Origin of the sequence: Streptomyces sp. NPDC096040 (assembly GCF_040303265.1) — a bacterium.
In the GTDB taxonomy this organism is placed as follows: domain Bacteria; phylum Actinomycetota; class Actinomycetes; order Streptomycetales; family Streptomycetaceae; genus Streptomyces.
The window spans coordinates 255,083-278,682 of the sequence record NZ_JBEOTA010000005.1; the positions used below are offsets into that span (position 1 = coordinate 255,083).

At 70.8% G+C, this 23,600-nt stretch carries 21 protein-coding genes; 15 read left to right on the forward strand and 6 right to left on the reverse strand.

From position 1 onward, the window contains the following. The first annotated feature begins 58 nt into the window (after nucleotides 1–58). The 3 genes from ABTY98_RS08520 to ABTY98_RS08530 are packed head-to-tail and all read left to right on the forward strand — an operon-like array spanning nucleotide 59 to nucleotide 4,818. Nucleotides 59–1,468, forward strand: a complete 1,410-nt coding sequence (locus ABTY98_RS08520) for a tetratricopeptide repeat protein (protein ID WP_352220108.1) — start codon at nucleotides 59–61, stop codon at nucleotides 1,466–1,468. Further along, entirely contained in the window at nucleotides 1,465–3,168 is a 1,704-nt protein-coding gene (locus ABTY98_RS08525) for a nickel transporter (protein WP_352220109.1), read from the forward strand. Before ABTY98_RS08520 ends, ABTY98_RS08525 begins: the two co-directional genes overlap by 4 nt. 12 nt (nucleotides 3,169–3,180) lie before the next feature. Beyond that, entirely contained in the window at nucleotides 3,181–4,818 is a 1,638-nt protein-coding gene (locus tag ABTY98_RS08530; protein ID WP_352220110.1) for a serine/threonine-protein kinase, read from the forward strand. A gap of 26 nt (nucleotides 4,819–4,844) precedes the next feature. Here ABTY98_RS08530 and ABTY98_RS08535 read toward each other — a convergent pair whose 3' ends face one another. Beyond that, nucleotides 4,845–5,645 carry an SGNH/GDSL hydrolase family protein gene (locus tag ABTY98_RS08535; protein WP_352220111.1) on the reverse strand — a complete coding sequence of 267 codons (801 nt, stop codon included), beginning with the start codon at nucleotides 5,643–5,645 and terminating at the stop codon, nucleotides 4,845–4,847. 328 nt (nucleotides 5,646–5,973) lie between these two features. Between ABTY98_RS08535 and ABTY98_RS08540 the strand changes: the two genes are divergently transcribed. The 6 genes from ABTY98_RS08540 (at nucleotide 5,974) to ABTY98_RS08565 (ending at nucleotide 14,623) form a co-directional block, all read left to right on the forward strand. Further along, nucleotides 5,974–7,182: a S8 family peptidase gene (locus ABTY98_RS08540; protein WP_352220112.1), complete on the forward strand. Its 1,209-nt coding sequence runs from the start codon at nucleotides 5,974–5,976 to the stop codon at nucleotides 7,180–7,182. A 161-nt stretch (nucleotides 7,183–7,343) separates the two neighbouring features. Beyond that, nucleotides 7,344–7,790 (forward strand): hypothetical protein, encoded by a 447-nt coding sequence (locus ABTY98_RS08545; protein ID WP_352220113.1) that lies wholly within the window; start codon nucleotides 7,344–7,346, stop codon nucleotides 7,788–7,790. Between the two features lie 421 nt (nucleotides 7,791–8,211). After that, nucleotides 8,212–9,033 carry a glycosyltransferase family 2 protein gene (locus ABTY98_RS08550; protein ID WP_352220114.1) on the forward strand — a complete coding sequence of 274 codons (822 nt, stop codon included), beginning with the start codon at nucleotides 8,212–8,214 and terminating at the stop codon, nucleotides 9,031–9,033. Then, entirely contained in the window at nucleotides 9,030–10,028 is a 999-nt protein-coding gene (locus ABTY98_RS08555) for a glycosyltransferase family 2 protein (protein WP_352220115.1), read from the forward strand. Before ABTY98_RS08550 ends, ABTY98_RS08555 begins: the two co-directional genes overlap by 4 nt. After that, nucleotides 10,021–10,821 carry a polysaccharide deacetylase family protein gene (locus ABTY98_RS08560; protein WP_352220116.1) on the forward strand — a complete coding sequence of 267 codons (801 nt, stop codon included), beginning with the start codon at nucleotides 10,021–10,023 and terminating at the stop codon, nucleotides 10,819–10,821. The genes ABTY98_RS08555 and ABTY98_RS08560 overlap by 8 nt, the downstream gene beginning before the upstream one ends. Beyond that, the gene (locus ABTY98_RS08565; RefSeq protein ID WP_352220117.1) at nucleotides 10,814–14,623 is read left to right on the forward strand and encodes a lipopolysaccharide biosynthesis protein; all 3,810 of its coding nucleotides are present in this window, start codon (nucleotides 10,814–10,816) and stop codon (nucleotides 14,621–14,623) included. Before ABTY98_RS08560 ends, ABTY98_RS08565 begins: the two co-directional genes overlap by 8 nt. A 43-nt stretch (nucleotides 14,624–14,666) precedes the next feature. On the opposite strand, the gene ABTY98_RS08570 is transcribed toward ABTY98_RS08565, so the two are convergent. Further along, nucleotides 14,667–16,088, reverse strand: coding sequence for a GH39 family glycosyl hydrolase (locus ABTY98_RS08570; RefSeq protein WP_352220118.1), 1,422 nt, complete (start codon nucleotides 16,086–16,088; stop codon nucleotides 14,667–14,669). 175 nt (nucleotides 16,089–16,263) lie between these two features. On the opposite strand from ABTY98_RS08570, the gene ABTY98_RS08575 reads away from it, so the two are divergent. Both ABTY98_RS08575 and ABTY98_RS08580 read left to right on the forward strand, forming a co-directional pair. Next, a complete protein-coding gene (locus tag ABTY98_RS08575) occupies nucleotides 16,264–17,358 on the forward strand; it encodes a DUF5925 domain-containing protein (RefSeq protein ID WP_352220119.1) in 1,095 nt (364 codons plus the stop codon). 16 nt (nucleotides 17,359–17,374) lie between these two features. Beyond that, nucleotides 17,375–18,145, forward strand: a complete 771-nt coding sequence (locus ABTY98_RS08580) for a DUF72 domain-containing protein (protein ID WP_352220120.1) — start codon at nucleotides 17,375–17,377, stop codon at nucleotides 18,143–18,145. 34 nt (nucleotides 18,146–18,179) lie between these two features. Here the strand turns inward: ABTY98_RS08580 and ABTY98_RS08585 are convergent, their stop codons facing one another. Continuing rightward, a complete protein-coding gene (locus ABTY98_RS08585) occupies nucleotides 18,180–18,548 on the reverse strand; it encodes a GntR family transcriptional regulator (protein ID WP_352220121.1) in 369 nt (122 codons plus the stop codon). Nucleotides 18,549–18,616: 68 nt separating this feature from the next. Between ABTY98_RS08585 and ABTY98_RS08590 the strand changes: the two genes are divergently transcribed. After that, a complete protein-coding gene (locus tag ABTY98_RS08590) occupies nucleotides 18,617–19,546 on the forward strand; it encodes a GNAT family N-acetyltransferase (RefSeq protein ID WP_352220122.1) in 930 nt (309 codons plus the stop codon). Then, the gene (locus tag ABTY98_RS08595; protein WP_352220123.1) at nucleotides 19,527–20,027 is read left to right on the forward strand and encodes a ribonuclease FAU-1 family protein; all 501 of its coding nucleotides are present in this window, start codon (nucleotides 19,527–19,529) and stop codon (nucleotides 20,025–20,027) included. The genes ABTY98_RS08590 and ABTY98_RS08595 overlap by 20 nt, the downstream gene beginning before the upstream one ends. 41 nt (nucleotides 20,028–20,068) lie before the next feature. Here the strand turns inward: ABTY98_RS08595 and ABTY98_RS08600 are convergent, their stop codons facing one another. Further along, the gene (locus tag ABTY98_RS08600; protein WP_352220124.1) at nucleotides 20,069–20,683 is read right to left on the reverse strand and encodes a class I SAM-dependent methyltransferase; all 615 of its coding nucleotides are present in this window, start codon (nucleotides 20,681–20,683) and stop codon (nucleotides 20,069–20,071) included. 140 nt (nucleotides 20,684–20,823) lie between these two features. On the opposite strand from ABTY98_RS08600, the gene ABTY98_RS08605 reads away from it, so the two are divergent. Beyond that, nucleotides 20,824–20,958, forward strand: a complete 135-nt coding sequence (locus tag ABTY98_RS08605; protein ID WP_352220125.1) for a hypothetical protein — start codon at nucleotides 20,824–20,826, stop codon at nucleotides 20,956–20,958. A gap of 21 nt (nucleotides 20,959–20,979) precedes the next feature. Here the strand turns inward: ABTY98_RS08605 and ABTY98_RS08610 are convergent, their stop codons facing one another. Then, nucleotides 20,980–21,429, reverse strand: a complete 450-nt coding sequence (locus ABTY98_RS08610) for a GNAT family N-acetyltransferase (RefSeq protein ID WP_352220126.1) — start codon at nucleotides 21,427–21,429, stop codon at nucleotides 20,980–20,982. Between the two features lie 183 nt (nucleotides 21,430–21,612). Between ABTY98_RS08610 and ABTY98_RS08615 the strand changes: the two genes are divergently transcribed. Beyond that, nucleotides 21,613–22,575 carry a lytic polysaccharide monooxygenase auxiliary activity family 9 protein gene (locus tag ABTY98_RS08615; protein WP_352220127.1) on the forward strand — a complete coding sequence of 321 codons (963 nt, stop codon included), beginning with the start codon at nucleotides 21,613–21,615 and terminating at the stop codon, nucleotides 22,573–22,575. 74 nt (nucleotides 22,576–22,649) lie between these two features. Here ABTY98_RS08615 and ABTY98_RS08620 read toward each other — a convergent pair whose 3' ends face one another. Beyond that, on the reverse strand, nucleotides 22,650–23,510 hold the full coding sequence (locus ABTY98_RS08620) for an esterase/lipase family protein (protein ID WP_352220128.1): 861 nt from the start codon (nucleotides 23,508–23,510) through the stop codon (nucleotides 22,650–22,652). Nucleotides 23,511–23,600 lie beyond the last annotated feature (90 nt).

A 23,600-nucleotide genomic window follows, 5' to 3' on the forward strand; every position in this document is an offset into this window, starting at 1 on the left:
ACCCAATCCCCCACGGCGCGGGCCGCGCCACCCCATGCGACAGCTACTAGGAGAGGGCATGGCCCCGGGTACGAACGACAAGCAGCCCGCCGAACCGAAGGACGACGAGCGGGTCACCGCCCTGCGCCGCTTCGCCGCCGCAGGCCGGAACTGGCGACGGGCTCGACTCGCCGGTTCCGCCGCACTGTTGGCCATCGCGCTGACCGGCGGGGCGATCGCCTTCGGAGCCGCCCGGGACGGCGGTACGGCGCCGGTGGCCGCGTCGAGCGCCGTGTCACCGGCGCTGCTGGCGAGCGGGGATCTCGACACCGGCATCGCCTCCCTCCAGGCCCATCTCCGCACCCAGCCGATGGACTCCGACAGCTGGGCCACCCTGGGCCTGGCCTATGTCGAGCAGGCGCGTACCAAGGGCGATCCGTCCCGCTACCCGCAGGCCGAGAAGGCCCTCGAGCGTGCCCTCCGGATCACCCCTGACAACGACCAGGCGCTGGCCGGCGAGGCCGCGCTCGCCGCCGCCCGGCACCAGTTCGCGCAGGCGCTCAGCTACGCGGACCAGGCCCTCGAGCAGAACCCCTACAGCGCGGGCGCCCTGTCCTCCCGCGTCGACGCCCTGGTCGAGCTCGGCCGCTACGACGAGGCGGCGAAGGCGGCCGACCTGGCCGACCAACGCGAGCCGGGCGTACCGGTGTTCACCCGCTACGCGTACGTGCGGGAGCTGCGGGGTGATGTGAAGACGGCCCAGCAGGTACTGCGACAGGCGCTGTCCACGGCCACCTCCAAGGGCGACGTCGCCTACGTGGCCGCGCAGCTCGGTCTGCTCGCCTGGAACCAGGGCGACTACAAGAGCGCGCTCGACTACTACGCCCGCGCCCTGGCCGCCGACGAGAACTACCTCCCCGCGCTGGAGGGCCGGGCCCGCGCCCAGGCGGCGAGCGGCGACCGGGCCGCCGCCATCAAGGGCATGGAACTGGTCGTCTCCCGGTACCCGCTGCCCCAGCCACTCGTCGAGCTGGGCGAGTTGTACGAGGACCGGGGCGCCGAGGGCGACAAGGCGAAGGCCGCGGACCAGTACGCCCTGGTCGACGCCTGGATCGCGCTCGCCCGCGCCAACGGCGTCAACGCCGACCTCGACACCGCCCTCGCCGCGGCCGACCACGGCAACAAGGCCGAGGCCCTGAAGGCCGCCCGCGCCGAGTGGGCCCGCCGTCACACCGTGCACACGGCGGACGCGCTGGCCTGGGCGCTGCACGTCAACGGCAAGGACAAGGAAGCGCTGCCGTACGCCCGCCGGGCCACCGCAACCGGCTACCGCAACGCCTCCTTCATCTACCACCTGGGCATGATCGAGCTGGCCGACGGCGACAGGACGGCCGGCCGGGCTGCCCTCACCAAGGCCCTGAAACTCAACCCCGGCTTCTCCCCGCTGGGCGCCCGCACGGCCCGTAAGGCGCTGGAGGCCTCCAAGTGAACCTCCGCCGCATCACAGCCCTCTTCGTCCTGGCCTGCGCCCTCACGCTCCTCCCGGCCACGGCCGCGAGCGCCCACCCGCTCGGCAACTTCACCGTCAACCGGTACGACGGTCTCGTCGCCGCCCCCGGCGGGCTCCGCGTCGACCATGTCGAGGACCTGGCCGAGATCCCGGCGACCCAGGTCAAGCCCGACCTGAAGCGGCTGGGCACGGCCAAGTGGGCCGAGCAGCGCTGCGCGACCGCGGCCGACGGCAGCAAGCTCACCGTCGACGGCAGGGCAACCCCCCTCGCCGTCCGGACCAGCCACGCCGAACTGCGCCCGGGCCAGGCCGGTTTGAACACCCTCCGCGTCGAGTGCCGCTTCACCGCTCCCCTCCCCAAGGGCACCACGGCCGCCCTCTCCTTCCACAGCGAGGGCACCACCACCGGTCCCGGCTGGCGGGAGATCACCGCGCGCGGGGACCGGACGACGCTGACCAGGACGGACGTACCGAAGACGTCCGTCTCCCACGAACTCACCAGGTACCCCAAGGACCTGCTCTCCTCCCCGGCGGACATCACGACCGCCGCCGTGCGCATACGGCCGGGCGGCCCGGCTCTCGCGGAGGAACGCCAGGACGCACCGGGCGCCGCGATCCTCCCCAGGGGCGTAGACCGCTGGACCCAGACCCTCACCGACCTGGTCGCCCACAACCACCTCACCGTCGGCTTCGCGGCGCTCGCGCTGTGCGTCGCGATCGGCCTCGGCGCGATGCACGCGCTCGCGCCGGGCCACGGCAAGACGCTGATGGCGGCGACAGCGGCGGCCCGCGGCGGCCGCGCCCGCCTCCGCGACGTCCTCCCGCTGGCCGCGTCGGTCACCGTCACCCACACGCTGGGCGTGGTGGCCCTGGGCGTCCTGGTGACGGCCGGCTCGGCGGCGACGCCGTCGGTGATCGCCTGGCTGGGTATCGCGAGCGGCGCCCTGATCCTGGTGGCGGGGGTGAACCTGGCACGGAGGGCGTGGCACAACCGGGCGCACGAGCAGGCGCATGCCCACGGCCACCACCATGACCACGATCACGACGACCAGCACGAGGTGGCCGAGAAACGGGAACTGGCCGTGGTCGGCGCACACGAGCACGCCCGCGCCCACACCCACACGCACGACCACCCTCATGAGCACGGCCATGCTCATGGCCACGGCGAAGGCGCCCGGCCACACGCTTCAGCCCGTCCGGGGGTACCCCCTCTGGGGGAGATCGAGGACAAGGCCGTTCAGGCCGAAGGGGGGTCCGGGGGCGCGGGCCCCAGTGCCGGCCACACCAACACGCTGCACAGTCACGGCGGGTTCACCCATACCCATCCCACGGCTCCCACGCTGCGCGGCACGATCCTTCTCGGCTTCGCCGGGGGCATGGTCCCCAGCCCGTCCGCCGTCGTCGTGCTCGTCGGTGCCGCGGCCCTCGGGCAGGCCTGGTTCGGGCTGCTCCTCGTCGTCGCCTACGGCGTCGGTCTCGCGCTGACGCTGACCGCCGCCGGGTTCGCCGTCGTCAGGCTGGGTACGGGAATGACCCGGGTGCTGGACAAACGCCCTCGCTGGACCACCCACCCCATGGCCACGCTGGTCCGCAGGACCATCCCGCTCGCCTCGGCGCTCGTGGTCGTGGCCCTGGGCGCCGGACTGGTGCTCAAGGGGGCCGCATCCGCACTGGGCTGAGTTACGTTTGTGATGAGTCCGCGCGAGCTGCCGTGGGGAGCACCCGTGACCGAAGAGCCGGGCCGTGAGCGAGTGATCGCGGGCCGCTACCGACTGTTGTCCCCGCTCGGCGAGGGCGGCATGGGCACCGTGTGGCGAGCCCGGGACGAGGTGCTGGGCCGCGAGGTCGCCGTCAAGGAGGTGCGGGCGCCGGCCGGGCTGCCCGGCCCCGACGTCGAGCGGATGTACGCCCGTCTGGAGCGCGAGGCCTGGGCCGCGGCCCGGGTCGCGAACCGCAATGTGGTGACGGTGTACGACGTGGCGATGGAGGGCGGACGGCCCTGGATCGTCATGGAGTTGATCCGCGGGGTGTCCCTCGCCGAAGTGCTGGACGCGGAGGGCCCTATGTCCCCGCAGCGGGCCGCCGGCATCGGCGCCGAGGTGCTGTCCGCGCTGCGGACCGCGCATGCCGCCGGGGTGCTGCACCGGGATGTGAAGCCGGCCAACGTTCTGCTGTCGAACGACGGACGGGTGGTGCTCACCGACTTCGGGATCGCCACCGTCGAGGGCAGCTCGGCGCTGACCATGACCGGCGAGGTGATCGGTTCGCCCGAGTTCCTCGCCCCGGAGCGGGCGTTGGGGCGTGCGTTCGGCCCGGAGTCCGACCTCTGGTCGCTCGGTGTGCTGCTGTACACGGCGGTGGAGGGCACCTCCCCGTTCCGGCTGGACACCCCGCTGAGCACACTGCGTGCCGTGGTGGACGAGGAGTTGCCGCCGCCGTACCGGGCCGGACCGCTCGCGCCCGTCATCGAGGGACTGCTCCGCAAGGACCCGGCCCACCGGCTGCCGGCCGAAAGGGCCGAGCATGAAATGCGGTTGGTCGCGGCAGGCGATACGCCGTCTTCCTGGGGCACACCCGGCACCGCCGCCACCGTCCCGATCCCGGGGCGGTACGAAGCCCCGACCCGGGTCGTCCAGTCTCCACCCGCCTCCCCCACAGCGCCGTTGCCCGCCCCGGCGGCCACCCAGCCGCCCGCTTCCGGCCGCGACGGCACCCGGAGCGGCGGGGTGCTGCTGCTGGTCGGTCTGGTGCTGGTCGTCCTCGCACTGGGCGGGTTGACGTACGTCCTGCTCAACCGCGGCGACGGCGGCGGGAGTGGCGACAACGCCGGCGCGAGCCAGTCGGCCGGCAACCTCAACTCCCCGGCGCCCGGCCGGAGCAGCGGCTCGGGGTCCAAGTCCCCGTCGGCGTCCGCGAGCAGCAGCGCGCCCGCGCGGAGTGTGAAGGTCAGTGTGGCCGGGTCGCGCACCGACTACTCGGGGAGCTGTCCGCCGTCCACCGCGCAGGCTCCCGCCTTCACGGCGACGTTCACGGTCGGGAGCGTGCCTGCCGAGGTGCAGTACCGGTGGGTGCTGAAGAACGGGTCGTTCGACGACCAGGGATGGAAGACGCTGTCCTTCCCGGGCGGCGGCGGGAAGACCCGGCAGGCCGGGGTGACCGTGACGACCTGGTCCGACAGCGGGACGCTGAACGACGCGATCGCCGTCGAGGTGCGCAGCCCGGTGAGGACGACATCCGACTCGGTGCCGTTCTCGGTGACCTGCACCAAAACGACGGAGACCCCGACCAGCGGGGCCTCCTCTTCGCCTTCACCCTCAAGCTCGTACTGAAAGACGCGGTACTGACGTACCGAAGATCACGCGTTGTTGGTCAGGACCGGCAGATAGCCGCCGGACTGGCCGGCCGCGGTGGGGTGGTACGACTCGCCGATGTCCAGCCAGTTGACGCTGTGCAGCCAGGAGCTGCCGGAGCAGATCTCGTGGCCGGTGAACGTGGAGCGGACGTCGCCGAAGACGAAGCCGTGGTCGGCGGCGCGTTTGGCGATCGCGGCGTCGATGTAGTCGGCGGCGTTGTTGATCGCGGAGCGCTTGGTCTCGGAGAGGCCGAGGCAGGTGGTGCCCAGCTTGTAGAAGCGGGGGTAGCTGAGGACGACGACCCGGGCGTTGGGGGCCTTGGAGCTGATCGCGTTGTAGACGTTGTCGAGCTTGCCGGGGAGCGTCGAGTCGACGTAGGTCTTCGCGGTGTTGATCCGGGACAGACAGGTGCTGTCGGAGCTGGTCACACAGGTCGTCATGACATCGGCGAAGCCCGCGTCGTTGCCGCCGATGGTGATGGAGACCAGGGTGGTCGAGGAGCTGAGCGAGCCGAGCTGGCCGGAGAGCACGTCGTCCGTGGTGGCGCCCGAGCAGGCGGTGAAGGAGAACGAGGACGGGCTGTGGGCGGCGTTCCAGAGGTAGGGGTAGGAGTTCGTGCTGCGGTCGCAGCTGCCGCTTGAGCTGATGTAGCTGCCGGCGCCGACGCCGGAGGAGTACGAGTCGCCGAGCGCCACATAGCCCCCGGTAGCGGCCTGCGCTTCCGTCGCGGCCGCGCCGGTGAGGGCGAGGCCGGTGGCGAGGAGGAGTGAAGTCACGTATGCCGTAATTCGGGAACGTCTCATGGAACCTCCCATTAGCAGGATCTCTGCCACAACTGTCGTACCAACTACGCGTGTTGACGGGAAGTGTTCATGCCAAAACTTTTCAGGGCCTCAACCAGCCCCAACCGGATCGATCCCGCGCGTTCCCGGCGCGTTTGATTACGTGTCCATGACAGCCGTGTGACACGTCGTCAACTCCCTTGCTCTTTGCCTGCGGAAAACCGATTCTTTACTCGGCCCCCGAGCGGAACGCGACGCTCCCGGGCCGTGTGCGCGAAGCCGTGCGCACACCCCCACACCTGCGCGCGGCCGGCCCGGACGCGCGCCGCCTGAGGAGGACTCCCTCGTAATGGCACATCTGCGTACCCAGAAGCTGCGGTTCGCCGCCGTCACCACCGTGGCGGCCGCCGCCCTCGTCGGCGGACTCACCGCACTCCCCGCCCAGGCCGCACCCGCCACCGGCAGGGTGCTGCACGCCGGCTCCCCCACGGCCGTCAAGGGCAGCTACATCGTCACCCTGAAGAACGGCGCCGGCTTCAAGGCCTCCTCGACCGAGGGCAAGGGCCTGATCAAGGGGTACGGCGGCACGGTCAGGAAGACGTTCGGCAAGGTGCTGAACGGCTACTCGGCCAAGCTCTCGGCGGCCCAGGCCGCGAGACTCGCCGCCGACCCGTCGGTGGCCGCGGTCGAGCAGGACCAGACGGTCCACCTCACCGACACCACCCAGTCCAGCGCCCCCTGGGGCCTGGACCGCATCGACCAGGCGAGCCTTCCGCTCTCCGGCACCTACACCTACCCGGACACCGCGGGCAGTGGTGTGACCGCCTATGTCATCGACACCGGTGTGCGCATCACCCACACCCAGATCAGCGGCCGTGCCTCCTACGGCTATGACGCGGTCGACGGCGACACCACAGCCTCCGACGGCAACGGCCACGGCACCCATGTGGCAACCACCATCGCCGGCTCCACCTACGGTGTGGCGAAGAAGGCGAAAATCGTGGCCGTGCGGGTGCTGGACAACAACGGCTCGGGCACCACGGCCGGAGTGATCGCGGGCATCGACTGGGTGACCTCGAACCACACCACCCCGGCGGTCGCCAACATGTCGCTGGGCGGCTCGGCCTCCACCTCGCTCGACACCGCGGTCGCCAACTCCATAGCCGGCGGAGTGACCTACGCGATCGCGGCCGGCAACAGCAGCGCCAACGCCTCCTCGTACTCCCCGGCCCGGGTCGCGAGCGCGATCACCGTCGGCGCCACCACCAGCTCCGACGCCAGGGCCAGCTACTCCAACTACGGCTCGGTCCTGGACATCTTCGCCCCCGGCTCCTCCATCACGGCGGGCTACAACACCAGCGACACCGCCACCGCCACCCTGTCGGGCACCTCGATGGCCACCCCGCACGTGGCAGGGGCGGCCGCCGTGTACCTCGCGGGCCACACCTCGGCCACCCCGGCCCAGGTCGCCACGGCACTGGTCAACGGAGCGACCTCCAACGTGCTCACCAGCGTGGGCACCGGCTCCCCGAACAAGCTCCTGAAGGTCGTGCCGTAAGGAACCCGAAGCTCATGTCGTAAGGAAAACGAACGACTTGTTCCCCGGAGGCACCAGGTGTCTCCGGGGAACGGTCATGTCCGGAGATCCGCTTGACGCCCCCCGTTCTCCTGCGCGACATTGAAGCCCGGCATCCGACGCCTTGGGGGGCAAAGTCGGCCATGCAGACCATACGGCTCAAGACACCATCGCCCGAGGGCGACGAACGGGCACGGCCGGGACCGGGGAGGGACCTGGGGCCACTGCTCGCGGGCGCCGCCACAGCCGTCGCCGGAACCGGCGCGCTGCTCGCACTGACCGACTCGGACTCGCCACTGCGCGGCCCGTTCACGCTGTTCTTCCTGCTCGCCGCGCCGGCCGCGGCGATCGGTCTGGCGCTGCGCGGGCTCGATCCGTTCGCCCGGGTGCTCACCGCGGTGGCAGGCGCCGTCGCCCTGGACATGCTGATCGTCCAGGGCATGCTCGCCACACACCGCTGGTCCTGGCGCGGCGGAATCGTCGCCGTGACCGCGGTCAGCGTTCTCCTGCTTCTCCTGGTACGGCTGCGACCAGTGGAACGAATTCTCAAACGGACACCCCGAAGGACCGGGAAAATCCGTTCGAGTTGAAGAATGAGTTCGGCCAAAGTTGCGTAACGGCCAAACCAACAAAAACGTGAGGCTCAGTTCCAGGCCTTGCCATACTGGTCCAATCATCAATACCGTCGTACATCTCACCCGCATCGGATCGTCATCAAGCGGCTCTAGGGGAGGGCTCAAGGACCGCGATGTTCCGGAGCGGGGCGCGGTAGGGGGGTGCCGTGCTCGGTGACCACAATGACCACTGTCGTTTCGTGTGTGACCACTGTCGTTTCCGAGCCGTGCCGCGCGACCGGCTGCCGTTTTCCGGCAGACCGGCCAGCTTTGCCAGCTCATCCGCGGGTACGGAGATCCATTTTCCGTGCCACGGGTGAGAACCCCCCTTTCGAACCGGACACAGAAGCGGGCCGCCCAGGGGCGGGCGGTCCACCGGACGAGAGGGACAAGACTCATGAGTTCTGTTCTGCAGCCGCCGACTTCGGACCAAGATCCGTTAATGGCGGCCGAATACCGGCCGATCTCCTCTCACCTGGCGATCACACCGCCGGTGAGCGTGGTGATCCCCGCCATGAATGAGGCGGAGAATCTCCCCTACGTCTTCAAGACACTTCCGGGCTGGATACACGAAGTGATCCTTGTGGACGGCAATTCCACCGACGACACCGTGGAAGTGGCCCGGGACCTGTGGCCCGGCGTGAAAGTCGTCGAACAGAGCGGCAAGGGCAAGGGGGACGCCCTGATCACCGGGTTCGAGGCGTGCACCGGCGACATCATCGTCATGGTGGACGCGGACGGCTCGGCCGACGGCCACGAGATCGTGTCGTACGTATCCGCCCTGGTCTCGGGCGCCGACTTCGCCAAGGGCTCGCGCTTCGCCAACGGCGGCGGCACGGACGACATGACCTTCATCCGCAAGCTCGGCAACTGGGCGCTGTGCACGATCGTCAACCGCAAGTTCGGCGCCCGCTACACCGACCTCTGCTACGGGTACAACGCCTTCTGGCGGCACTGCCTCGACAAGATCGACCTCGACTGCACCGGCTTCGAGATCGAGACCCTGATCAACGTCCGGGTGGTCAAGGCGGGCCTGAAGGTGCAGGAGATCCCCAGCCACGAGTACCTCCGTATCCACGGCACCAGCAATCTGCGTGCCGTACGGGACGGGTTCCGGGTCCTCAAGGTGATTCTCGGGGAGCGCTCCAACCGACGTGCCCTGCGCCGGCGGGTGCGGCACTCCCCGATGCTCACCATGGGCCGGGGAGAGTCGTCTTGAGCGATCCCGACATCTCCGTCGTGATCTGCGTGTACACCGAGGACCGCTGGGAGGACATCCTCGCGGCGGTCTCCTCGGTGCGCGCACAGTCGTATCCGGCGCTGGAGACCCTGCTGGTCGTCGACCACAACCCGGCGCTCCTGGAACGGCTCACGAAGGAGTACAAGGAGTCCGAAGAGAACGCCTCCGTCCGGGTGCTCGCCAACGCGGGCCCCCGCGGCCTGTCCGCGGGCCGCAACACCGGTATCGCGTGCTCCTACGGCGAGGTGATCGCCTTCCTCGACGACGACGCCGTGGCCGAACGGGACTGGCTGCGCCGCTTCGCCGAGGGGTACGCCGACCCGAGGGTGATGGCCGTCGGCGGCCGGACGATGCCGATCTGGGCCTCGGGCCGCCGCCCGGACTGGTTCCCGGAGGAGTTCGACTGGGTGGTCGGCTGCACCTACCGGGGGCTGCCACCGGGCCGCGTCCGGGTCCGGAACGTCCTCGGCGGAAACGCTTCTTTCCGGCGTACGGCGTTCGACGCGGCGGGCGGTTTCGCCACGGGCATCGGACGGGACGGCGACAAGCGACCGCTGGGCTGCGAGGAGACCGAGCTGTGCATCCGGCTCGCCCGGGCCCGCCCGGACGCCGTGCTGCTCATCGACGACCGCGCGGTGATCCACCACCGGGTGCCGGAAGCCCGTGAGCACTTCGGCTACTTCCGCACCCGCGCCTACGCCGAGGGCCTCTCCAAGGCTCTGGTCGCCCGGAGTGTGGGCGCCGGCAAGGGACTTGAGTCCGAACGCCGGTACACCACCCGTGTGCTGCCCGCGGGGGTCGCTCGTGGCCTGCGGGACGCACTGCTGGCCCGGCCGGGGGGCGCCGGCCGGGCCGGGGCGATCGTCACCGGGGCGCTGACGGCGGCGGGCGGCTATGTGGTGGGGAGTGTGCGGGCACGGCGGGGCGGGGCGACCTTCACCGTCGCCGAGATCGAGGGGGGATCCCATGGCTGAGGCACCGGTGCCGATCCTCATGTACCACTCGGTCGCGACCGCGCCGAACGAGGCCACCCGCGCGCTGTCGGTGGCACCGGAGGCGTTCGCCGAGCAGATGGCACTCATCGACGAGCTGGGCCTGACCCCTGTCAACACGGCTGAGCTGGCCGCGAGCTGGCGCTCCGGCAGCGCGCTCCCCGACCGGCCCGTCCTGATCACCTTCGACGACGGCTACGAGGGCGTGCACCGGCACGCCCTCCCCGTCCTCGCCAAGCACGGTTACGCGTCCACCCTGTTCGTCTCGACGGGCTGGATCAGGGGCGCGTACGACACCGGAGGCGGCCTGGACACCATGCTCGACTGGGACCAGGTGCGCGAAATCGCTCACGGCGGCTGCGAGATCGGCGGGCACAGCCACACCCATCCGCAGCTCGACCAGCTGGACGACGACCGGCTGCGGACGGAGCTGGTGCGGTGCCGGGAGATCGTCACCGAGCAACTGGGCTCCGTACCGGCCTCGTTCGCCTACCCGTACGGCTACTCCAGCCGCCGGGTCCGGCAGGCCGTGCGGGAGGCCGGATACGCCCAGGCGCTCGCCGTCGGGAACGGCCTCGCCCGCCGCCGTCAGGGCCCGTACGCGCTGCACCGCGTCACCGTGCGCCGCAGCACGGACGCCACGGAGTTCGCACGGCTGCTCGAAGGCCGTGCGATCCCCCCTAACTTCGCCAGGGACCGTGCCCTCACCAAGGGTTACGCCGTTCTCCGCAGAGTCCGCCAGGTCCGCCGGAAGGCCATCCGTTCCCGTGTCTGACACGACGACCACCACAACCGAGGCCGCACCCAACGACACAGCGGCGCCCGAGCAGTCGGGGCGCCGCCTTCGCCTGCCCGGCAGAGGCAGTTCGTCCGGCGGCAGCCCGCTCTTCCGGAACGCCTACGCGCTGATGCTGAACACCGGCATCTCCGCCGTGCTGGGCCTGGGCTTCTGGCTGGCGGCGGCCCGCTACTACTCCGAGTCCGCGGTTGGCCAGGGCTCCGCCGCGATCGCCGCGATGAAGTTCCTCGCGGGCCTGACCGCGGTGACCCTGACCGGCGCCCTGGCCCGCTTCATCCCGGTCGCCGGACGCCACACGGGCCGGCTCATCTTCCGTACCTACGCGGGCAGCTCGCTGATCGTGGCGCTGGCGGCCGGCGTGTTCCTGTTGACGCTGGACGTGTGGGGGCCGTCGTACCGCTTCCTGCACGGGCCCCTCAACGGGCTCGGGTTCGTGGTGGCGGTCGTCTCCTGGAACCTCCTCACGCTCCAGGACGGCGTGCTGACCGGGCTGCGCAGCGCGCCCTGGGTGCCGGTGGGCAACACCGTGTTCTCGGCGGTCAAGCTGGGGCTGCTGGTCGCCCTCTCCGTGGCGATCCCGACGGCCGGTGTCTTCGTCTCCTGGGTCGCCGCCATCGCCACCTCGGTGATCCCGCTCGGCTGGCTGGTGTTCCGGCGCCTGGTGCCCCGGCACATCAAGGCGACCGAGGAGCACGCCAAATCGCCCACGCTGAGGGAGATCGGCAGGTTCCTGTCCGGTGACTACACCGGTTCGCTGTTCTCCCTCGCCGTGGTGTACCTGATCCCGGTGATCATCGCCTCGCAGGTCAGCGCCGAGGACAACGCGTACTTCTACATCACCACCACCATCGGCGGCACCACCAACCTGCTCGCCATCAACATGGGCGCCTCGCTGACAGTGGAGGGCTCGCACGACCCGGCGCGGCTGGCCGCCAACACCCGGGCCGCACTGAAGCGGATGGCCCGGATCATGATCCCCATCTGCTCGCTGCTGTTCTTCGGTGCCCCCTGGATCCTCGGTGTGTTCGGCCCGGGCTACGCGGACGCGGCGACCCCGCTGCTGCGCTGGTTCGCGGTCGGCGCACTGCTCAGGGTCGTGATGGAGACGTACTTCGCGGTGCTGCGCGCCCAGAGCCGTACCGCGGGACTGGCCTGGCTGCAGGGCCTGTTGTGCCTGCTGGTGCTCGGGCTGACCCTGCTGCTCCTGCCCCGGATGGGGCTGACCGGCGCCGGCGTGGCCGAGATCTCCAGCCTCACGGTGATCGTGACGATCGCGGCACCCCGGCTGTGGAGGACGCTCCGGGCGGCCCCGGCCGACGTCCCCGAGGACGCGGCGCCGGACGGGGACCTCGCCGACCTGGGGGCACTCGAGGCCCCGGCCACTTCCGTACCCCGCAAGCGGGGCCCGGCCTGGGCGCTGGACACCGACACGCTCGCCCTCGGCATCCATGTGGACTTCGACCATGTGGAGCGGCGGCCGGACGTCCGTCCCGGTCCTGGAACCCCGCCCACGGGCACGCCCGTTGTCCGCCCGGACGACCGGCCGACCTGGGCGCTGCGGCCACCGCGGAATCCGGGGCTGCCGGTGGAGGAGAGGGAGCCTGGCTCGGAGGCCTCGCTCGGACCGGCCGAGGCCTCGCTGCTGAAGGAGGCGGAGGTCGACGCGCCGTTCGGGGAGGCGGTCGTACCGGAGGAAGAAGTGGTGCCGGCCGAGCCTCCCGAGGAGCCGGCGGAGGAACCCGCGCGCTCCCTGCGGGAGCGGCTGGTCCCCACCCGCCGGGGAGTCGTTCTCGGCTGTCTGCTGATCGCCGCCCTCCTGCTCTACTGGGTGCCGGCCGCCCGGCTCGACGACTCCGACCTGGACCGGATGGGCGGGCTCGGGCTGATCTCGGTGCTGCCGCTGCCGACGCTGGTCGGAGCGGCGCTGCTGGTCACGGTGTTCGCCGCACTTCTGTGGCTGCGCCGCGAGCACAGGGCGCTGCTCCTGGTCACCCTGCTGGCGACGGTCGTGTCCCTGCACGCGCTGCCCGCCGTGATCGAGACGGAACCCCGGTTCCCGACCGCCTGGCAGCACCTCGGGTTCATCGACTACATCGACCGCACCGGGTCGGCCGTGCCCGACCTGGACGCACGCTGGAGCTGGCCGGGCTTCTTCGCGGCGGCGGCCTTCATCGGCAGGGCCTGCGGGGTCACGAACTTCACCGAGGTCATCCGCTGGTGGCCGACGTTCATCCAACTCGCTTACCTGGCACCGATGTTCCTGCTCGTACGGTCGCTGCGGGCGAGCTGGCGGGCGAAGTGGACCGGCATCTGGATCTTCGTGCTGTGCGGCTGGGTCGGCCAGGACTACTTCTCCCCGCAGGGCTTCACCTACCTCCTCTATCTGATGTTCGTGGCGATCCTGCTCGTCTGGTTCCGCGCCCCGCACGTCATCTGGACGAGGTTCCGCCCGGGCGAGGCGGAGGTCGAGCCGACCGACCGCCGCCAGCAGGCCGTGCTGCTCATGGTGTTGATCGGCCTGTACGCGGCGACCGTCCCGGCACACCAGCTGACCCCGTTCGTGATGCTGGGCGTGCTGGCGGCCCTGGTCCTGGCCGGCAGGTCCGAACTGCGCGGCCTGCCCATCCTGTTCGGGGTGGTCGCGGCCGTCTGGCTGGGCTTCATGGCCGAGCCGTACTGGTCCGGTCACTTCAACGATCTGTTCGGCGGGGTCGGCGGGGTCGGCAGCAATGTCTCGACCTCGGTCTCCGGCCGTATCCAGGGCGGCAGCTCGACCCACAAGCTGGTCCTGTACGTCCGGGTCCTGCTGGCCGGGAGCATGATGGCCTTCGCCGTCTGGGGCTGGTGCCGCCGCCGCCTCCACAGGTACCGCGAGCGGTCCCTGCTGGTCCTGACCTTCGTCCCGTTCCTGGGCTTCGGCATGCAGTCGTACGGCGGCGAGATGGCCCTGCGGGTCTTCATGTTCGCGGTGCCGGGCGCGGCCATGCTGGCGGGTCTCGCCCTGTTCCCGCGTACCGGCGCCACGGCGAAGGAGCGCGAGAGGGAGCGGGTCAGCCTGGCCCCGGTGGCCGCGCTGCTTGCGGGTCTGCTGCTCCTGGGCGGCTTCCTGGTGGCGCGTTGGGGCAACGAGCCCTTCGAGCGGGTCCGGCCCGGCGAGGTCGCCGCGATGGACTATGTCTACGCCCATGACAAGCCGACCGTACGGCTGCTGTGGCTGAGCAACGACACGGTCAACGACGTGACCCCGGCGATTCCGTGGGGCGCGAAGGACATGGAGCGGGTCGACTATGTGCCGACTTCGGCGCCGACCGATCCGGTGCTGGTGTCGGGCCTGGTCAAGGCGCTCAAGGACGCCGGCCCGAACTCGTATCTCATGATCAACAGGAGTCAGGTCGTCTATCTCCAGATGGACGCCGGCTACTCGGCGACCTGGGAGAGCCGGCTGATCGAGAACCTGGACGACCGGCAGGATCTGACGAAGGTCATGGTCAACGACGACGTGACCATGTACACGCTGCGTACACGGCCCGTGGGCGCGGTGGAGAATCCGCATCCGGGGCCGATCGGGCCCCGGATCACCTGGACGCCGTGGTCGGTGGTCGGCGGCCTGGCCGCCGTGGCGCTGATCCTGCTGCTGACGGCACGCGAGGTGGCCCGGGTCGCGGTCCGGCCGGGAGTGCGTCAGCTGCGGTGGCTGCAGGGCAGCTTCTGGTTCTCGCTGCCCCTGCTCGCGGTGCTGCTGGCGTCGCTGGCGCAGCGGTTCCTGACACTCAAGTAGAAGGGAGGGAGTGGCTCACCCGGCTCAACCGGGCTCACCCAGCTCACCTGGTGAGCCACTTCACCTCGTACCCCTTCATGTCGAACCGCTTCCCGTCCACCTGCGCGCTGATCGTCCGGCCGAGGGTGTTGACGACGAGGACGGTCCTGCCGCCGGCGAGGACACGCACGTTGGGCGCGTCGTCCCTGGCGACGGAGACCGTCTCGTACCGGGTCCCCGGCGGGAACGCCTTCGCGAACCTCGACACCAGGTCGTACATGGGCAGTTGCCGTCCCCCGTCGGCGCTGTCGGTCGTGGTCCACAGACAGCCGGCGCAGTCGCCGCCCTTCTCGTCCTCCGGGTTCCAGTAGAAGCCGGAGTCGGCGCCGCCCCTGACCATGGCGATCATGCCGGCGGCCTGGACGGCGACCCGGTGCGGTTCGGTCCAGCCGTCGCGTGAGTCGCCGTCGGCGGGCTCGACGTAGTACTCGGCCCACCACAGCGGCAGGTCGTGCGTCTGCCTGCGCACCCACTCGCTCACATACGTCAGCTTGTCGGTGGCCGCGAACTCGTCGGGCAGCATGTCGTCGTCGTTGGTGTAGCTGGACCCGTCGACGACCACGAAGTCGGCGCCGGCCTTGTGGGTGTTCCAGTAGTCGAAGGCATCGACGACCCGCTGGTCCATCACGCCCCAGGCGCCCTTGAGGGTCGGGGAGGCGTTCTCGGTCTGGCGCGGGTCGAAGCTGTCCATGACGAGATACGGTCCGCCGACCATGATGTCCTTGTCGACGGCCTTCAGCGCCTGGTAGACGAGGTTGTAGAGCTCGGTGTAGCCCTCGTAGTCCCAGCGGGCCTTGTCGTTGTTCCAGAAGCCCTTGAACTCGTTCCAGACGAGGAAGTGCCGTACGTCCGGATAGCGCCTGGCGACGGTCGCGGCGAGGTTCGCGTAGTCCTGGTAGTGCTCGGGGGTGGGGGCGGTCTCCAGGGCGGCCTGGCTCCAGTCGGTGTTGTTCACACCGGCCTTGCCGCCCTTCATCCAGTCCGGCGAGCAGCACAGGGTGATCACCGGGGTGCCGCCGGACCTGCGCATGAAGTCGACCCGGCGGTCGAGGGCGCCGAAGTCGTAGCGCCCCTTCACCGGCTCGGGGTTGTCGGCGCCCCAGCCCATGACGGCCTGGTCCTGGGGCAGCCCGCCGTCCCCGGCCAGCAGGTTCTCCACCCGGTCGGTGGCGGTCGTACTGCCCTCGTCGGCGCTGTACTGGGTGTGGGTGAAGCCCCAGCCCACATACGGCTCGGCCGCGTCCGGCGGGGTGGCCGGGGTGCCGTGCACCTTGTCGCCGTCGCGGGTCGTGCCCGCGGTGCCGCCGCCGCCCCCGGGCAGCGTGTTGATCAGTGTCACGATCAGGGCGAGAGCGGCCACGCCCACACCGAGCAGGGCGGTGAGCCGCCACCGCCGAGCCCCCGAATTCCACCCATGACGTCCCATCAAGGACAACAGTAGGGGCGGAAATCGTCCCGGGGGCAGGTATCGGGAATCGACAGGTGTGTAACAGGGCCGGGGGTGCACACCGGATACTCCGGAAGCTCGGCACACACCCGACACTCTCCGCCCACTTCGGAAAACGGGTGCGCGCCGGGCCCCGGTGGCGGATCATGGCGGCATGTCTGCAAAGCCGCACGAGACGCTGCCGATCCGGCTCAACGTCGACGACTCCGACTCACCGTCCGATGTCGTCGACGCGCTGTTCCTCGGCCGCTTCGCGACGGGCGAGCAGCCGTACTCGCACGCGGCCAACATCGACCGGGTGCGCACCGGGGCGACCCTGCTCCCGGAGGAGGCGCGGGTGTTGCGGGTGGCCCGTGACGACGACCGCAGCGCGACGCTCGCGGAGGGCGACGGCTGGACGCTGCTGGTCTCCCGCTGGAACCGGGGCGCGGACGTCACCGTCACCGCGACCACCGCCGAGCTGGCCGCGCAGGTGCTGAACGAGGCGACGGACGGCGCGGCGGACGAGCCGGAACCCCAGCCGGACAACGTCACCATGGGGTTCTGGTACGTCTCCCCCAGGCGCGGCCCGCACCGCACCACCCGGCAGATCTCCGCCGGCACCTGGGACGACGTCCGCGCCAACTACACGGCACCGGTGGCGGACGCGATGGACCGTCTGATGAAGACGACACCCGAGGACATCGCCGGCCGTCTCCTGCTCCTGCACGGCCCGCCCGGCACCGGGAAGACCTCCGCCCTGCGCACGCTCGCCCGTTCCTGGCGGGACTGGTGCCAGGTGGACTGCGTCCTCGACCCCGAACGGCTCTTCTCCGACGTCGGCTATCTGATGGACATCGCGATCGGCGAGGAGGACGGCGCCGGCAAGGGCCGCTGGCGGCTGCTCCTGCTGGAGGACTGCGACGAGCTGATCCGCGGCGAGGCCAAGCACACGGCGGGGCAGGCCCTGTCGAGGCTGCTGAACCTCACCGACGGGCTGCTCGGCCAGGGCCGCAACGTGCTGGTCGGCGTCACCACCAACGAGGACCTGGAGCGCCTGCACCCCGCCGTGGTCCGCCCCGGCCGCTGCCTCGCCCGTATCGAGGTGGGCCCCCTGACCCACCGCGAGGCGGTGAACTGGCTCGGCACGGAAGAGGGCGTGGGCCGCGAGGGAGCGACCCTGGCAGAGCTGTACGCGCTGCGCCGGGGCACGGCACCGACATCGGTACCGGGGGCACGGGAGGGCGCGGACGCGGGGCTGTATCTGTAGTGCTTTGATGGGAGGTATGCCCCTGTTCATCGGAACCTCGGGCTGGCAGTACAAGGACTGGCGGAACGTCCTGTACCCGGCCGACGTGCCCATGCGGTCGTGGCTGGAGGCGTACGCGGAACACTTCACGACCGTCGAACTGAACAACGCGTTCTACCGCCTGCCGAGCCGCGAGAACTTCGAGTCCTGGCGGGACCGGGTCCCCACGGACTTCGTGATGGCGGTCAAGGCGAGCCGCTATCTCACGCACATCAAACGCCTGAAGGACCCCGGGGAGCCGGTCGACCGCCTGATGACCCACGCGGCGGGCCTGGGCGACCGGCTGGGCCCGGTCCTCCTCCAGCTCCCACCGACCCTCAAGGCCGACCCGGCCCTGCTGGACGCCTGCCTTGCGTGCTTCCCGCGCGGCACGAGGGTGGCGGTGGAACCCCGCCATGACTCCTGGTGGACGCGGGAGACCCGCCAGGTCCTGGAGTCCCGGGCCGCGGCCCTGTGCTGGTCCGACATCCAGGCCCGCCCCATGACCCCCCTGTGGCGCACCACCGACTGGGTCTACGTCCGCTTCCACCAGGGCCGAGCCACTCCCTGGCCCCGCTACGGCCGCCGCTCCCTGGAAACCTGGGTCGACCGCATCACCACGGCGTACCCCAAGAAGGCCGATGTCTACACGTACTTCAACAACGACCCGGGCGGAGCGGCGGTGAGGGACGCGGTGGCGTTCAGGAGGATCGCGGAGAGGGCGGGGCTGCCGGTGACCCGAACACCGGAACTGAGCCCCAGCGGCTGACCTTCCCCCCGCCGCTGTTTCCTCACCGGAACTCCTACTCCCCATAAGCCGCCCGCAGGGCATCCCGCACCGCGGCCAGCGCTTCCTTCTCCCCCAGCCCCAGTCGGCGCACCCGCTCCGCGTACGCCTGTGCGGCCGACGACGCCTCGCGCTCGGCGGCCGACCCGGCGGCGGCGACGAACGTGCCGTTGCGGCCCCGCGTCTCGATCACCCCGTCCGTCTCCAGCGCCCGGTACGCCTTGGCCACCGTGTTCACCGCCAGCCCCAGCGACTCGGCCAGCCCCCGCACCGTCGGCAGCCGGTACCCCACCGGCAGCACCCCGCCACGCGCCTGCTCGGAAATCTGCGCCCTTACCTGCTCGTACGGCGGCGCGCTGTCATCGATGTGGATCTTCAAGGTCACGGCCCGATTCTCCCGTATCCGCCGGAAAATGAGAGGCACCCGCACTCGCCCCCGCATAGCGTGCGCCCATGACAGTGATCGTGCGCGATCTGCGCCCCGACGCCAGAGGGGACGCCGAAGGCTTCGTCCGGGTCCGGCAGCTCGCCCTCCCCTACATGCTGTTCACTCCGGAGTCCCTGCTCCACGATCTGACGCACACCCACCCCGACGCCGGCTTCCGTCAGCTGATCGCGGAGGAGGACGGCGAGATCATCGGCACGGCCCAGGTCGGCCTCGCCCACGAGAGCACGGAGCCGGGCCAGGGCTTCGCCAACGTGTACGTCCATCCGGAGCGCACCGGCCGGGGCGCCGGCACCCTCCTCGTCCGTACGGCGGAGGCTCACCTGTCGGAATCCGGCGCGACCACGTCCTACGCCTGGGCCCTGGACGTCCCGTCCAACCGGGCCTTCGCCGAACGCCGCGGTTACACGGCGAGCCGCTCCGCCCACTTCCTCCGCCTCGACCTGGCGCACGGCACACTCCCCCCGCTCCGGACTCCCCCGCCCGGCGTCGAACTTCGCTCCGCCGCCGATCTCGCCGACGACCCGCGCCCCCTCTTCGCCCTGGACGCGGAGACGACGCTGGACGAACCGGGCGACATCGACACCGAGTTCGCCGACTACGAGGCCTGGCTGAACGAGACCTGGCGGCATCCGCTGTTCAGCCGGGAGCTGACCTCGGTCGTCCTGGTGGACGGCCGCCCGGCCGCGTTCAGCGCGGCGCGGACCGACGGCGGTACCCGCTATGGCACTGTCATGACCGGCACCGCCCGTGCCTTCCGCGGCCGGGGCCTGGCGAAGCTCGCCAAGAACGCCTCCCTGCACCGCGCCCGAGCCGCCGGCTGCACGGAGGCGCTCACGGGCAACGACAGCGGCAACGGCCCGATGCTGGCGATCAACAAGTGGTTCGGGTACGACATCTGCGCGACGGAGGTCAGGTATGTCCGCGAACTCGGCTGAGCCGACGGCCACGGTGGACGTCGTCCTGGTCAAGGCGGGCCGCACGAAGATCCGTTACCCCGCGCGGTTGCTGCACGACGACGGCACCCGGATCGCCGTACGCGCGCCGTGGGCCGGTGACACGCCCCGCGACTTCGGCTTCGTCCGTTTCGAACAGGGTGATGTCTTCACCGAGTTCTACTGGCGCGACCGCTGGTACGCGGTCAAGGAGGTCCGCGCCGCCGACGGCACGCTGAAGGGCTGGTACTGCGACGTCACCCGCCCCGCGACGCTCACCGGCGGCGCGCTGGTCGTCGAGGACCTCGACCTGGACCTGTGGCGGTCCGCCGACGGCACGGACGTACGCCGGCTGGACGAGGACGAGTTCGCCGAGAGCGGGCTGGCCGACCGGGACCCGGCGGCCGCCGCGGCCGCCGTGACGGCGCTCGACACGCTGGAGACGCTGGCCCGCGAGGGCGGTTTCGAGGCCCTGCTGTCCTGACGGTCACGCGGCGGAGCCGCATATCGGCACAGCCGCGCCGCTCACACGGTCGCCACCACCGCGTACCGCTCGTCGCTCACCTCCTTGCCCCACAGCAGCGGCTGCTCCGACAGCCGCTCCACGCGTACGTCCGCGGCGAGCGGGGCCAGCAGGGCGGTGAGCCGGTCGGCGGGTATGCCGACCGGGGCCACGGTCCCCCACACCCCCTCCACCAGCACGAACCGTCCACCGGGCCGCAGCAGACCGCGCCAGTGCCGCAGCACACGCGCAGGGTCGGGCAGCGCCCACAGCACATGCCGTACGAGCACGGTGTCGAAGAGCCGCTCCCCCACCGGTGGCGCCGCCGCGTCGCCGAGGAGGAACACCGCGTCACGACCGGCGAGCTTGGCGCGGGCCCGCTCCACCATCGCCGGGGAGCTGTCGACCCCGGTGACCCGGTGGCCCTGCTCGGCGGCGAGGAGGGCCAGGCTGCCGGTGCCGCAGCCGAGGTCGAGGAGGTCGGCGGGGCGTCCGGGCAGCCATGTCCGCAGCCGCTCCGCCCAGGCCGCGCGCACCTCGGGCGAGCCCAGCCCGTGATCCGGCTCGGCGTCGAAGGTGGCGGCCTGCGCATCCCAGTCGACACTCACCGCAACGGTCCGATCACTCTGGTTCGTCATGCCCCCAGGGTGACACCCGCCACTGACACTCGGTCCGTGTGACAGCGGCCACTGACAGACCGGCACCGATGAGGAACTCTCACCGAAAGCGTCTACCTCCGTGACAACACGGAACTCGGTAGGCACTGAAGGAGGCAGCCATGCGCCGCGCAACCGTGCAGAAGCCCCTGAAGAAGACGGACAGCCGCCGGATCCGCGAGGAGGCCGACGAGCGCCCCGCCGGCCGCCCCGAGGTGCGGAAGGACATCGCACGCACCTGGTGGCCGGACGGCTGACCGCGGCCGTCCCCGCGCCCTTCAGCCCAGCCGCTTGCGGTAGTGGACACGGTCGTACGGCCCGTCCACACGCCGCCCGACGACTTCGTAGCCGTACTTCGGGTAGAGCTCCTGGTTCTCCCACATCAGCGCGTTGGTGTAGAGCCTGACCTCTGGCAGGCCGAGCGCATGCGCGCGTGCGTCCACGAACTCCAGCAGCCGCCGTCCCACCCCCTGCCCACGCGCGTCGGGGTGGACGGCGATGCTGTCGAGGAACAGATGATCGTCGTGGGCCTCGATGACGACGAGCCCGCTGACCGGTTTCCCGACGACGAACACCCTGCCCGCGGCCACGTTCGCCATGTGGTCCGCCTCCATGGGCTGCGGCACCACCCCTATGCGCGCGATGTAGTGGTGGTACGCCATGTCGGTCACGGCCTTCACGGCCGGTACGTCGGCGGCCCGGGCGGGCCGGATCTCGTCGTTCGTCATGGCGGGAACGCTAGCTTCCTCAGCGCAGCCTGAGCACTCCCTTAAGACGACCATAAGGATCTCCTTCGCCCGCTCCCAGCAGGCGATTTCACGGTTTCTTGGGGCTAGCTTTCTGATCGCCCCCACGGGATTCAGCCTGGCGGGACCGAGCCCGCCCCGAGGACCGTTCCGAGGAGTTCCCGCATGTTCGCAACACGCCGTAAGGCCGCCGTCGCCGTCGCGCTCGGTGTGGGAGCGGTCACGTTCACCGCCGCGCCCGCGTCCGCGCACGGCACGATGGGCGACCCGGTCAGCCGGGTCGCCCAGTGCTACGCGGAGAACCCGGAGAGCCCGAAGTCGGCCGCCTGCAAGGCGGCGGTGTCGGCGGGCGGCACCCAGGCTCTCTACGACTGGAACGGCATCCGCATCGGCGACGCGAACGGGCAGCACCAGGCGCTGATCCCGGACGGCAGGCTGTGCAGCGCGAACAACGACGAGTTCAAGGGGCTCGACCTGGCCCGTGCCGACTGGCCGGCGACGAACGTCGGCAGCGGGTCGTACACCTTCAAGTACCGGGTGACCGCGCCGCACAAGGGCACCTTCAAGGTGTACCTCACCAAGGCCGGTTACGACCCGGCCAAGCCGCCGGCCTGGGCGGACCTGGATCTCGACCACCCCGTGGCAACGGCCACCGACCCGGTCGCCACCGGCGGTTTCTACACGTTCTCCGGCACGCTCCCCGAGCGCACCGGCCGCCAGCTGCTGTATGCGGTCTGGCAGCGCTCGGACAGCCCGGAGGCCTTCTACTCCTGCTCGGACGTGGACTTCGGCGGCGGCAGCACCAGCACCAGCACCGGTACCGGTACGACCACCAGCGCTTCCCCGGCCCCGACCGCCTCCTCCCCCACCGACGAGCAGATCGCGGCCGGTGCCGACAAGTCGACGATCGAGCACCACGGTCACGGCGACGACGACGCCGGTACGCCGGCCGAGCCGAGCAGCCCGCCGGCCAACGCACCCGCCGCGGCCGGAAGTTCGGAGACGGTCCTCGCGGAGACCGGCGGCAGTGGCACCACGCCCTGTCTCGCGGTCGGCGGGGCGGCCGCCCTGGCACTGGGCTCCGGCGCGCTCTTCATGTCCGTACGGCGGCGGGCGCACCGGCGCTGATCCCTCATGGCTCCGGGGCCTGACCGGCGGCTCAGACCGGACAGGCCCCGGCGGCGTTCAGTTGGGCGGCCCGCTCAGCTGAACGCCGACGCGCAGCTGGTGGCGGTGGCGTGTGCCGGGTCGAGCGCGTTGGCCACCTCGTGGAAGGCGATCCGGTCGAAGAGCCCGATCGCCACGTGTTCGGAGAGGTCCAGCGGGCACAGGTTCTGGAGCAGGACGTTGTCGACGTCGGAGCCGCTCAGGTACTGGCTCTGCCAGGGGGTGGCCACCTCGTCGTACTTGGTGGCGATGACCGTGTAGTGCACGCCGGGGACGGTGTCGCCGCCCGCGTTGAGCTTGGTGAGGAAGGCGGAGCCGGGGATCTGGTCGGCGAGACCGGGGGTGGTGGCCGTGATCAGGTTTTCGGCGCCGGGGAAGTAGGGCAGCAGGTTGGTGAGGCCGCTGATGGTGGCACCGTGGTTGTCGGGGGCAAGACCGACGAGGGCGTTCACCTTGGCGGCACCGCCGAGGAACCTGAGGTAGTAGCGGGGCATCATGCCGCCCTGGGAGTGGCCGACGAGGTCGGCCTTGGCGGCGCCGGTCGCGCTGAGCACCTTGTCGACGTAGGCGGAGAGTTGCTCAGCCGACTTGTCGATGGGTCCGAGGCCGTAGAAGACCGGGACGCCGTTCAGCTGGCCGTAGTCGAGGGAGAAGACGCAGTAGCCGCGGCCCTCCAGGTACGGGGCCAGGGAGAGCCAGTTGTCGACGGAGTTGCCGAGTGTTCCGTGGACCAGGATCACGGGGCGGGGATGGGCGGCGGAGGGGCGGCAGGAGTAGTCGTTCCAGCCGGTGCTGGGGGCGCTCGACGCGTGGGCGGTGGCGGCGGGGACGGTGGCGACGGCGGCGGCGAAGAGGAGTGCGGTCAGGGGTCTGAGCACTCGTTTCCAGGGCAGCATCGTGTGATCTCCTTGCGGCTCAAGGGAGTTGCGACGGCCTTACGCCCTGTGATCCGGATCACGAGGATGCTGTTCACCCATCAAGTTACG

Bases quoted from the DNA above. Each gene is read 5' to 3' on its own strand.
- ABTY98_RS08580 (WP_352220120.1), top strand. From the start codon at position 17,375: ATGCCCCTGTTCATCGGAACCTCGGGCTGGCAGTACAAGGACTGGCGG.
- ABTY98_RS08605 (WP_352220125.1), top strand. From the start codon at position 20,824: ATGCGCCGCGCAACCGTGCAGAAGCCCCTGAAGAAGACGGACAGCCGC.
- ABTY98_RS08615 (WP_352220127.1), top strand. From the start codon at position 21,613: ATGTTCGCAACACGCCGTAAGGCCGCCGTCGCCGTCGCGCTCGGTGTG.
- ABTY98_RS08590 (WP_352220122.1), top strand. From the start codon at position 18,617: ATGACAGTGATCGTGCGCGATCTGCGCCCCGACGCCAGAGGGGACGCC.
- ABTY98_RS08560 (WP_352220116.1), top strand. From the start codon at position 10,021: ATGGCTGAGGCACCGGTGCCGATCCTCATGTACCACTCGGTCGCGACC.
- ABTY98_RS08530 (WP_352220110.1), top strand. From the start codon at position 3,181: ATGAGTCCGCGCGAGCTGCCGTGGGGAGCACCCGTGACCGAAGAGCCG.
- ABTY98_RS08595 (WP_352220123.1), top strand. From the start codon at position 19,527: ATGTCCGCGAACTCGGCTGAGCCGACGGCCACGGTGGACGTCGTCCTG.
- ABTY98_RS08540 (WP_352220112.1), top strand. From the start codon at position 5,974: ATGGCACATCTGCGTACCCAGAAGCTGCGGTTCGCCGCCGTCACCACC.
- ABTY98_RS08610 (WP_352220126.1), bottom strand. From the start codon at position 21,429: ATGACGAACGACGAGATCCGGCCCGCCCGGGCCGCCGACGTACCGGCC.
- ABTY98_RS08570 (WP_352220118.1), bottom strand. From the start codon at position 16,088: ATGGGACGTCATGGGTGGAATTCGGGGGCTCGGCGGTGGCGGCTCACC.
- ABTY98_RS08550 (WP_352220114.1), top strand. From the start codon at position 8,212: ATGAGTTCTGTTCTGCAGCCGCCGACTTCGGACCAAGATCCGTTAATG.
- ABTY98_RS08545 (WP_352220113.1), top strand. From the start codon at position 7,344: ATGCAGACCATACGGCTCAAGACACCATCGCCCGAGGGCGACGAACGG.
- ABTY98_RS08575 (WP_352220119.1), top strand. From the start codon at position 16,264: ATGTCTGCAAAGCCGCACGAGACGCTGCCGATCCGGCTCAACGTCGAC.
- ABTY98_RS08535 (WP_352220111.1), bottom strand. From the start codon at position 5,645: ATGAGACGTTCCCGAATTACGGCATACGTGACTTCACTCCTCCTCGCC.
- ABTY98_RS08600 (WP_352220124.1), bottom strand. From the start codon at position 20,683: ATGACGAACCAGAGTGATCGGACCGTTGCGGTGAGTGTCGACTGGGAT.
- ABTY98_RS08520 (WP_352220108.1), top strand. From the start codon at position 59: ATGGCCCCGGGTACGAACGACAAGCAGCCCGCCGAACCGAAGGACGAC.
- ABTY98_RS08620 (WP_352220128.1), bottom strand. From the start codon at position 23,510: ATGCTGCCCTGGAAACGAGTGCTCAGACCCCTGACCGCACTCCTCTTC.